Source organism: Kitasatospora sp. NPDC002543 (genome assembly GCF_053594915.1).
In genome coordinates, this window is sequence record NZ_JBSFWR010000168.1 from 1 (window position 1) to 10,480 (window position 10,480).

A 10,480-nucleotide genomic window follows, 5' to 3' on the forward strand; every position below is an offset into this window, starting at 1 on the left:
CACCCGGCGACCCGTCTTCCCCGTCCCGCCGACCACCAGCACGACACCGGACTCGACCGCCAGATCCACCACACCAGCCATCACGAACACCCTCACTCGGAGTAGGAGCCCTGCTCGGATCGTCGGACCCGCCGGGGTGAACCCCGCGTGTCCGTCCTCGTGTCCACCAGTCAAGGCCACTCCGGGCCGGCGAACCATAGCCCCCGCACTCAGTTCCATGCGCGAGCGTCTACGCCTCCGGCGTGCCCCCTCCGCCCTCCACCAGAACACACCCAAGCCGCCACGAACCACCCGTCTCGACCCGGCCTCCAGCCGCCCTTGAGCAGCCGGCTGGCCCGGGGCGCGTGGCGACGTCCGGCGCGCGGCGCCCGCCCCGGAACGGTGTGGCGAAGGGCCGCGCGGGACGCTATGCTCCCCGGCGATGACCACTCACGCTGATCGCAGAATGGGGGTCCTGTCCGCGAAGAGTGAGTGCTGATGCCCACTCACCCCGCGAACGGGAACGACTCCCGCCTCACCTTCTGGCGGCGCGTACGCGAGTACGCCGTGCCGCCCTCCATGATCGAAACCGCCACCGCCCGCCGCCTGGTCGGCGACTGGGCCGGGGCCTGCGCCGCGGCCAACGTCGAGGTCGACCTCCGCCCGCGGGACGTCGCCCGCGTCCACGGCCGGGAGCTCGCCGACCGGGTGCGGGCCGATCTGCGCCGCCTCGCACCGGACTTGCTGCGCTGGCACCTGCCGAGGACCGCCCCCGACGGGCTGCTGCGCCCGGGCCTCACCGTGCCGCTGGCCCGCTACCCCGGCGAGCCGACCATCGTCCTGGTGGTCCGTACTCCGCCCACGTGGGCGGAGTACGGACAGCGGGTCTCGCTGGCCCTCTGGGACGGCTCCGCCGGCGACGGCCGCTCTCCGCATCCGCACCCACACCCCAGCCGGCGGTTCCGCCACGACCTGCACCGGCACCTCTGGGATGCCGGGCGCAGCGCGGAGTTGGCCGTACGGGCCGGTTCCACCTGTCCGCCGCCGGGGCCGCTCCCGGACGGCGCCGGCGACCCGCCGCTGCGCTGCGCCGTCGACCGCTGGGCCGCCGAGGCCGAGCTCCTGCTGCGCGCCGAGGGGCGCCCCGCCGGGCCCGTCGTGGTGCGGCTCGGGCGGCGGCGCCGGCTGCTGCTCGGACCGGACGGCTCGACGGCGGAGGCCTCCGGGGACACCTCGATGCTGCCCCTGCTGCCCGACGCCGCGACCTGGGCACTGCCCGACCTCGAGCTGCTGCGCGGCGGCATGCTCGACGCCGACGGGCTGCACCCGCTGGTGGCGGCGGCACTGGCGCCCGGGCAGCCGTCCCGGGCCCAGGCGCCGCCGCGACTCGAACCGCAGCGGCTGGTGGACTGCCGAGGGGCGCGGCACCGGATCGGGCTGGTCGGCGGGGTGCTCGTCCCGCTCGACCACGACCCGGCCGAGCTGCGCCGCGAGGAACTGCTGGCCGCTTTGTCCGGCACCCCGCTCCCGTGCCTGCGGGCGATCGACCTGGCACACCGGAGACCGGACCAACTGGCCGGTGTGCGCGAGCGATTGGACCACGGCGACACCGCCGGCGCGCTGGCTGTGATCGAGACCCTGCTCGGCCCGGAGGCGGTGCTGCGCGCAGGGCCGCTGCGGGACGAGCTGGCGGCGGCGGCCGAACGGCGGATCGCCTACGGCCTGTACCGGGCGGGCCTGGCAGGGGCAGGGGCGGCGGTCCTCGACCAGCCGTCGCTGCGGGTGAGCCGCGGCGCCCACCAGGAGGGCGCCGCCCGCCACCGGCGCCGCACCGCGCTCCGCGCCCGCCACCGGACGGCCACGTTCCGCTGATCCTCCGCCGTACCTCCATCGCCCGCCGCCGTACCTCCCCGACGCGTGCCTCCGCCGCCCGGCACCCAGCCCCCTTCCGCACCGCACACCCCGAGGTGATCGCCCATGCCCGTCCACCCGTCCGAAGCCACCCTCCCCGTGACCGCCGACCACGAGACCGCCGGCCCGGAGGCCACCCGCCTCGACGTCGCCCGCCGGCTGCTCGACCTGCTCGCCGACACCACCACCGAACCGCGCGCCGACACCCGGCTGGAGGCGCTCACCCTGGCCGTCGCCGCCGACCTGCCCGTCCTGCTCTGGGGCGAGCCCGGCATCGGCAAGACCGCCGCGCTCAACCAGCTCGCCGACGCCCTGGACCTGCCGCTCACCACCGTCATCGCCAGCGTCCACGAGCCCTCCGACTTCTCCGGCCTGCCCGTCGTCGGCGACGACCCGGCCCGGCAGGGCGTCCCGCTGGCCCCGCCGGACTGGGCGGTGCGCCTGGTACGGGCCGGGCGCGGGCTGCTGTTCCTGGACGAGCTGTCCACCGCGCCGCCCGCCGTCCAGGCCGCGCTGCTCCGGCTGGTCCTGGAGCGGCGCATCGGGGCGCTCCGACTCCCGCCCGGCGTACGGATCGTGGCCGCCGCCAACCCGCGCTCCTCGGCGGCCGACGGGTGGGAGCTCAGTCCGCCGCTGGCCAACCGCTTCGTCCACCTCCAGTGGGAGCACGACCACGAGGTGGTGGTGCGCGGCCTCGGCGGCGTCTGGCCGGTGGCCACCCTGCCCCAGCTCGAACCGCGGGCGCTCCCGGAGGCCGTGGCGCTGGCCCGCCGGGCGGTCTGCGGGCTGCTGGCGGCCCGGCCCGAGCTGGTGCACCGACTGCCCACCACCGAGACCCGGCGCGGCGGCGCCTGGCCGTCCCCGCGCAGCTGGGACATGACGCTGCGGCTGGTCGCCTTCGCAACCGCGGCCGGGTCGTCCCGTGAGGTGCTGTCGCTGCTGGTGCGCGGAGCCGTCGGTGACGGCCCGGGGCTGGAGCTGATGGCGCACAAGGAGCGGATGGACCTCCCGGACCCGGAGGACCTGCTCGCCGACCCGGCGGGCGCGGTGCTGCCCGAGCGCGGGGACCTGCGCCAGGCGGTGCTGGACGCGGTGGTCGCGGCGGTGCGCAACCGCCCGGAGCGGGCACGCTGGGACGCCGCCTGGGCGCTGCTGGTCCGGGCGCTGGAGACCGGCGCGCCGGACGTGCTGGTCGTCCCGGCCACCACGCTGGCCTCGCTGCGGCGGGAGGACTGGGACGTGCCGGAGGCGATCGAGCACCTGGCGTCGGCGGTGGAGCTGTCCCGGCGGGCCGACCGCGCCGCCGCCCGGGTCGCCGCCGGGGCCGGGAAGTGAGCAGGACCGCCGTGCCGGACGCGCCCGGGCGGGGAGCCGCACCGAACGAAGCCGGGCGCGCGACCGGACCGGGCGGCCCCCGGCGCCCGACCGGGTTGGACGAGGCCAAGCTGTACGCGGCCCGACTGCTGGCCGTCCGGGCCCGGCCGTACCTGGCGACCGCGCTGTTCGCGCTGCGCCTGGTGGAGTCGCGGCAGGTACCGACGATGGGCGTGGACCGCCACTGGCGCTGCTACGCCTCGCCGGTGTTCGTCGACCGCACGCCCGTGGAGGAACTCGCCTCAGTCTGGGTCCACGAGGTCTCGCACCTGCTGCGCGACCACCACGGGCGCGGCGACCGCCTCGCCGCGGCGCTCGGGCTGCGCGGGCCGGGCGCCCGGCTGCGGATGAACGTCGCCGCCGACTGCGAGATCAACGACGACGCGTTCGGCGACGGGCTCGTCACCCCCGGGAGCGCCGTGACGCCCGGGTTCCTCGGGCTGCCGGACGGACAGTTGATGGAGGACTACCTCGACCGCATCCGGGTCGACCTGCACGTGCGGGAGCTGGCCTGGCTGGACTGCGGCAGCGGCGCCGACGGCCTGGAGCGGCCCTGGGAGCTGGGCCCGGGCGGCGCCTGCGGGCTGTCCCCGCAGGAGCGGGACGCCGTCCGCTTCCGGGTCGCCGAGGGCATCCGGGGCCGCCCCGGAAGCGCGCCCGGGGGCTGGCAGCGGTGGGCCGAGGAGGTCTTTCACCCGCCGCAGCCGTGGCGGCAGCTGCTGGGCGCGGCCGTGCGTTCGGCGGCGTCCGGGGCGGGCTCGGGCGGGGACTACAGTTACGGCCGCCCGTCCCGCCGCTCGACCGGGCTGCCGGGCGTGGTGCTGCCGAGCCTGCGGCGGCGCCCGCCCCGGGTCTCGGTGGTCGTCGACACCTCCGGGTCGGTCTCGGACGAGGAGCTGGGCAGCGCGCTGCTGGAGGTCGCGGCGATCGGCCGGGCGGTCGGCGGCCGGCTGGACCAGGTCACCGTGGTCTCCTGCGACGCGGCCGCCCACACCGTCCAGCCGGTCTGCGCCGCGGCGGGCGTGCGACTGATCGGCGGCGGGGGCACCGACCTGCGGACGGGCTTCGCGGCGGCGCTGCGGACCCGGCCGCGGCCGGACGTCGTGGTGGTGCTGACGGACGGGCAGACCCCGTGGCCGGAGGTCGCGCCGTCCTGCCGCACGGTGGTCGGCCTGTTCCCCCGGCCCAGCCGGTACGACGAGTCCTCGACGGACGAGGAGGAGTACCGGCCGGAGGCGCCGCCGGAGTGGGCCCGGGTGGTGACCATCGGCTGAGCTCCCCGACTGGAGGCGGGCACCGCGGACCGCGCCACGGACGGGGTGCCTCAGCGGAAGGCGGCGAGGTGCTCGGCGACCCATCGGTGGAACGGCCTGGCGGGGCGCCGGTGGCCGTCGCGACGGTGTCGCGCACCTCCCGCGGTCCGTCGTCGACGTCCCCGCCCGTCACGTCGAGCACCGCGCCGGTCACCCCGGCGCCCAGGACAGCCGACCCCGCAGTTCCAGCGGACTCGAGGTCAAGGGGGGGAGGGCCGGGCGCGGCCGCGCGGGCGGAGGAAGTCGGCGAGCGACTCCTCCGCCCGCGCCCGGGGGCTCAGCGGACCATGGCCGCCAGGACGCTGCGCCAGTCCTCGCCCGGTTCGGGGGCGAGCGGGCCGGCCAGGGTGTCGGCCCGGTAGTGCCAGGGGCGGCGGAGCTCCTCCTCGGCGTCGGGGGTCTCGGCGATCGGGCTCACCGAGCCGAGCAGGCGGACCAGTTCGGCGGTGAAGTCGGCCCAGGAGACGTGCCCGCTCACCGCGTTGACGACCCGGCCGGCGGCGGGGTGGCCCGGGGTGAGGCAGTCGGCGAGGCTGCGGGCCAGCGCGGCGGCGTGCACCCAGGACGCCCCGGACCACTCGTCGCCGGGCGGCAGGCCGATCGGCCGGCCCGCCAGGGCGGCCTGGAACAGCGGGCCGGTGGAACCCCAGCGGAGCTGGTCGCGCAGGCGGTGGTGCGGGCCCCAGACGATCGGGGAACGGACCGCGACGGCCTGCCCCCGGCCGGCGGCGGCGGCCTCGAAGAGCATCCGCTCGCACTCCAGCTTGGCCTGGCCGTACGGGGTGACGGGCGCGCCGCTGGGGCCGCCCTCGGCGACCTCGGTGTCCGCCGGGCGGCCGTACGCGTCGATGCTGCTGACGAAGACGAACGGGCCGCCCCGCCAGCCGTCCAGCAGCACGCGCATCGCGGCGAGGTCGGTGGCGTGCTCGGTGAAGGTGCAGGCGGAGTGGATGACGGCGTCGACGCCCTCGACGGCCCGGCGCAGGCTGTCGAGGTCGCCGAGGTCGCCCTCCGCCACCTCGGCGCCGTTCAGCGCGGGCAGGTGCGCGGACTCGGGGCGCACCAGCACCCGGACCGGCCGGCCCTGGGCCACCAGCTCCTGGAGCACGGCCGCGCCGACCCCGCCGGTGGCACCGGTGAGCAGGACGGTGCCGGTGCGGGCGCCGGTGGCGCGGGTGCGGGCCCCGGCCTGGGCGAGGGCGGTGCGGCGTTCGTCGGCGCGGCCGGCGAGCAGGGCGGCGAGGGCGCGCGGGGTGCGCTGCTCCAGGATGTCGAGGCCGGTGAGCGGCAGTCCGGTGCGGGTGCGCAGGCGTTCGGCGAGCTGGACGGCGACCAGGGAGTGGCCGCCGAGCGAGAAGAAGTCGCCGTCGGCGGGCGGCGTGGTGCCGAGCAGTTCGCCGAACGCCTGCCGCACGGTGTCCAGCGGCCCCTGCTCCCGGACGTCGGACGCCGGGTCCTCCGCCCGCGGACCGTCCGCCGACGGCTGCCCGGTCAGCGGGGCCGCGCCTGGCAGCCGGTCGGTGTCGGGGGTGCCGTCCGGGTGCCGGGGCAGCCGGTCCACCAGGGTGACGGCGAGCGGCAGTTCGGCACCGGAGAGGCGTCCGCGCAGGGCGGCCCGCAGGTCGGTGCCGCTGGGCGCGACCGGCCCGCGCACCACCGCGTAGGCGAGCGGAGGGCCGTCGGGGCGCTCGATCACGGCCGCCTCGACCACCGCCGGGTGGGCCGAGAGGGCCGCCACGGCGGGGTGTCCGGCGGCCGTCAGCCGCTCTCCGGGCAGCTCGGACAGCCGCCGCTCCGGGTCGGCGGCCACGGCGGCGAGCAGCGCGGCGAAGGCGTCCAGCAGCCGGGTGGCGGTGTCGCCGTCCAGCACGTCCCGGTCGTGCTGCAGCAGACAGCGCGGCCGCGGGCCGTCCTCCACCAGCAGGGTGAGCCCGAACTTGGCCAGGCCCAGGTCGAGTTCCACGTTCGAGGTGTCCAGGCCGGGCAGCTCCAGCGGTTCGGCGATCTGCAGCACGTCGCAGCTGACCGAGAGCAGCGGGGTGCCGTCGGCGCCGCGCGCGCTCGCGCCGAGCCGCTCCACCACGAGGTCGAGGGGCACCTCGTGGTGCTGCTGGGCGTCGAGCACGGCCGCGCGGACCGCCCCGAGCAGTTCGGTGAACGACGGGTCCCCGGACGGATTCGTCCGCACCGCCAGGGTGTTGACCGCGAGGCCGACGGTCCGGCGGAACTCCGCCCGGGCGCGGTGCCCGCTGGCGCAGCCGAGGACGAGGTCGTCCTGCCCGGAGGCGGTGCGCAGCGCGGCGAACGCGGCGGCCAGCACGACGGTGAACAGGGTCGCGCCGTGCCGGACGCCGAGGGCCCTCAGCTCCTCCACGACGGCCGGGTCCAGCGGGGCGGTGTGCAGGACGGCGCGGCGCTCCCGGGGGCCGGGCGGGACGGGCCGCAGCAGGGACAGCGGCCGGGCCCCGGCAATCCGGTCCGCGAGGACGCCGGCGGCCCGCGTCAGCTCGGCCTCGCGGGCGCGCTCCTGACGGGCGTAGTCGGCGTACGAGGGGGCCGGTGCCGGGAGGTCGGCCGGTCCGCCGTCGCGCGCGGCGCGGTACAGCTCGGCGAGGTCCGCCGCGATGAACCGCAAGGCGCCGCCGTCCACCGCGATGTGATGGATCGTCAGCAGCAGTGTGTGGTCCTCGGGGCCGTGCCGCAGGAGCACGGCGCGCAGCACCGGGCCGTTGGCGAGGTCGAACGGCCGGGCGGCCTCGGCGGCGAGTTGCTCCGCACCGGTGGCGTCCAGCACCGGCAGCGGCACCGGGGCGGCCGCTTCGACCTTCTGGTACGGCTCGTCCCCCCGGCGCGGGTAGCGGGTGCGCAGGACGGCGTGCCGCTCGGTCAGGCCGGTGATCGCGGCGGCGAGGGCCGCGTGGTCGAGCGGGCCGCGCAGCCGGGTGGCGAGCGGCACGTTGTAGAGGGCGCCGCCCTCCCCGAGGTGGTCCATCAGCCACATCCGCTGCTGGGCGTGCGAGAGCGGGGCCTCGTCGCCGTGCGGGGGCGGGGCCTCGTCCCCGTGCGTGACGGGGCCGGTGACGGCGGTGGCGGCGCGGCGGTCACGGGCGCGGCGCAGCAGTTCGGTCCGGTCGATGGTGCTCATCGGGTGGCTCCCCGGGTGTCGTCGTCGGCCAGCAGGGTGCGTTCCAGCAGTTCGGCCTGGGCGGCCACGGTCGGGTGGCCGAGAAAGTCGGCGAGGGACAGCTCGACCCCGAGGTCCTCGCGCAGGTCGTCCACCACCCACATGGCGAGCAGCGAGTGCCCTCCCTCGGCGAGGAAGTCGGCGGCCGGGTCGGTGATCGGGCGTTCCAGCGCCCGGCTCCACGCGTCGGCGACGACCTGCTGGATCGGGTCGAGCTCGGCCTCGGCGGCGGGCTGCGCCCCGGTGGGTTCGTCGGCGGCCAGCGCCCGCCGGTCCACCTTCCCGCTGCCGGTGAGGGGCAGCGCGGCGAGCACGGTCCAGGCGGTGGGCACCAGGTGAGCGGGCAACTGCTCGGCCAGCCGGGCGCGCAGCGTCTCGACGGCCGGGCGGGCGCCTTCGGCGAGCACCAGGCAGGCGGTGAGCGCGGCGTCGCTCTGCCCGGCCCGGCGGACCACGACCGCCGCCTCGGCGACCTCGGGCAGCTGGAGCAGCGCGTGCTCGACCTCGCCGGGTTCGATCCGGAAGCCGCGCACCTTGACCTGGTCGTCGGTGCGCCCGTGGTACTCCAGGGAGCCGTCCGGCAGTCGGGCGACCCGGTCGCCGCTGCGGTAGGCGCGTCCGATGCCGGGGACCTCGCGGAAGCGTTCGGCGGTCAGCTCCGGCCGGTCGAGGTAGCCGAGGGCCAGCCGGGCTCCGGCGATCCACAGTTCGCCGACGGCGCCGGGCGCCACCGGCGCCAGCCGCTCGTCCAGGACGTGGGCGCGGGCGCCGCCGAAGGTCCGGCCGATCGGGACGGAGCCGGCGCAGTCGGCCCGGGTGATCCGGTGCAGGGTGGTGAAGGTGGTGGCCTCGGTCGGCCCGTACGCGTTGACCAGTTCGAGCCACGGGAAGGCCCGCAGCACGGCGCCGGCGTGCTCGGCGGAGATCGCCTCGCCGCCGACGACGAGGGTGCGCAGCACGCCGAAGACCCGGGACCGCCGGGATGCCAGGTGGTGGAACAGGGCGGTGGTGAGGAAGACCGTGGTGACGCCGAAGCTCTCGACGTCACGGACCAGGTCCTCGACGCTGGGCCGCTCGCTCGGGGAGACGGCCACCGCGGCGCCGTGGGCGAGCGGGGTCCACAGCTCGAAGGTGGCGGCGTCGAAGGAGACGGTGGAGTGGAAGAGCACCCGGTCGCGCGGGCCGAGGGCGACCGCGTCCTCGGCGGCGACCAGGTCGGAGACGGCGCTGTGCGGGACGAGGACGCCCTTGGGGCGGCCGGTGGAGCCGGAGGTGTAGTAGAGCAGGGCGGGCGCGGCCGGGTCGGCGGCGTCGGGGGACGTGCCGTCGGTGGCCTCGGTGCCGCGCTCGGTCAGCACCAGGGTCCGCTCCTCGGCGAGTCCGGCCTCGGCCAGCAGCGCCTTGTCGCCGAGGACGAGCCGGACGTCGGCGTCGGCGGCCATCTCGGCGATCCGCGGGCGCGGATAGGCCGGGTCGATCGGGACGACGAGGGCGCCGGCCCGCCAGACGGCGAGCTGGGCGACGACGAGCCGGGTCGAGCGGGCGCAGAGCAGGCCGACGGCGCTGCCGGGGCCGATCCCCCGGTCGGCCAGGACGGCGGCCAACCGGCCCGCCGCGTCGACGAGTTCGCGGTAGGTCAGGACGGTGGAGCCGTCGGTCACGGCGAGCGCGTCGGGCCGGATCTCGGCCTGCCGGGCGATCAGCGCGGGCAGCACGGGCAGCACGGACGGGTTCGCGGCGGTCGCGGCGGTCACAGTCGTCGCGGGAGTCGCGGTGGTCACGGGGTTCACGGTGGTTCCCTTCCGGGCGCCCCGGCCTGGTGGGCCGGGGCGCCCCACTGAGGAGGTTCGGGCGGGGTCAGGCGGTCGCGGTCAGATCGCCCGCCCGCTCCTCGACCAGTCGGGCGACGGCCCGCAGGTCGGGCTGGCGCAGCACCAGGGGCGCGCGCAGCCGTACGCCGTACTCGTTCTCCAGGGCCTCCAGCAGTCTCGCCGCGGCGAGCGAGTTGCCGCCCGACGCCAGGAAGTTGTCCTCCGGCCCGAGGTCGGCGCGGCCGATCAGCTCGCGGCAGAGCTTCAGCACGGTGCGCTCGACCGGGCCGTCCCCGTCCTGCGCCGCGTTCGCCGCGTCCACCGGGTTCGCCGCGTCCACCGGGTTCGCCGGGTTCGCCGCCGGCGCGTCGGCCAGCAGGGCCCGGCGGTCCACCTTGCCGTTCGCGTCCAGCGGGAAGCTCTCCACCAGCCGGACGACGGACGGCACCGCCTGCTCGGGCAGCCAGGGCCGGACGGCGTCGAGCAGCGCCGCCGGGTCCGCGCCGTCCTCGGCCTGGACGAAGGCGAGCAGCCGGGCCCCGCCGGTCGGCGCCTGCTCGGCGGCGACCACCGCCCGGCGCACCCGCGGGTCGCGCTCGAAGGCCGCCTCGACCTCGGCGGGCTCGATCCGCACGCCGCTGACCTTGACCTGGTCGTCCAGGCGGCCGTGGAACTCCACCACTCCGTCCGGCCGCATCACCACCCGGTCGCCGGTGCGGTAGACCCGGTCGGTGCCGACCACGCCGGCGGGCGCGTCGACGAAGCGGCGGGCGGTCAGCTCGGGGTCGAGGTACCCGGCGGACAGGCCGCGGCCCCAGGAGCTGCACGACCGCTCAGAGGCGCTCCAGCTCCAGATCATCGAGTACCTGAACGGCTTCCAGCAGGCGCAGAACAAGCACGGCGAGGCC

General features: G+C 77.4%; 6 protein-coding genes. 3 read left to right on the forward strand and 3 right to left on the reverse strand.

Annotated elements, in window-relative coordinates; all coding sequences use genetic code 11:
• Positions 1–477: 477 nt before the first annotated feature.
• The 3 genes from ACWD4P_RS36695 (at position 478) to ACWD4P_RS36705 (ending at position 4,538) form a co-directional block, all read left to right on the forward strand.
• Positions 478–1,851 carry a hypothetical protein gene (locus ACWD4P_RS36695; protein ID WP_449782621.1) on the forward strand — a complete coding sequence of 458 codons (1,374 nt, stop codon included), beginning with the start codon at positions 478–480 and terminating at the stop codon, positions 1,849–1,851.
• Positions 1,852–1,956: 105 nt separating this feature from the next.
• Positions 1,957–3,225 (forward strand): AAA family ATPase, encoded by a 1,269-nt coding sequence (locus ACWD4P_RS36700; RefSeq protein WP_449782622.1) that lies wholly within the window; start codon positions 1,957–1,959, stop codon positions 3,223–3,225.
• 95 nt (positions 3,226–3,320) lie between these two features.
• Complete coding sequence (locus ACWD4P_RS36705; RefSeq protein ID WP_449782626.1) at positions 3,321–4,538, forward strand: vWA domain-containing protein; 1,218 nt, start codon at positions 3,321–3,323, stop codon at positions 4,536–4,538.
• Between the two features lie 316 nt (positions 4,539–4,854).
• On the opposite strand, the gene ACWD4P_RS36710 is transcribed toward ACWD4P_RS36705, so the two are convergent.
• The 3 genes from ACWD4P_RS36710 to ACWD4P_RS36720 form a co-directional block, all read right to left on the reverse strand.
• Complete coding sequence (locus ACWD4P_RS36710; protein ID WP_449782623.1) at positions 4,855–7,722, reverse strand: condensation domain-containing protein; 2,868 nt, start codon at positions 7,720–7,722, stop codon at positions 4,855–4,857.
• Positions 7,719–9,542 (reverse strand): non-ribosomal peptide synthetase, encoded by a 1,824-nt coding sequence (locus tag ACWD4P_RS36715; RefSeq protein WP_449782624.1) that lies wholly within the window; start codon positions 9,540–9,542, stop codon positions 7,719–7,721. Before ACWD4P_RS36715 ends, ACWD4P_RS36710 begins: the two co-directional genes overlap by 4 nt.
• 76 nt (positions 9,543–9,618) lie before the next feature.
• The coding region (locus tag ACWD4P_RS36720; RefSeq protein WP_449782625.1) for a phosphopantetheine-binding protein at positions 9,619–10,480 on the reverse strand (862 nt) is incomplete at its 5' end.

Bases quoted from the DNA above. Each gene is read 5' to 3' on its own strand.
- ACWD4P_RS36695 (WP_449782621.1), top strand. From the start codon at position 478: ATGCCCACTCACCCCGCGAACGGGAACGACTCCCGCCTCACCTTCTGG.
- ACWD4P_RS36700 (WP_449782622.1), top strand. From the start codon at position 1,957: ATGCCCGTCCACCCGTCCGAAGCCACCCTCCCCGTGACCGCCGACCAC.
- ACWD4P_RS36710 (WP_449782623.1), bottom strand. From the start codon at position 7,722: ATGAGCACCATCGACCGGACCGAACTGCTGCGCCGCGCCCGTGACCGC.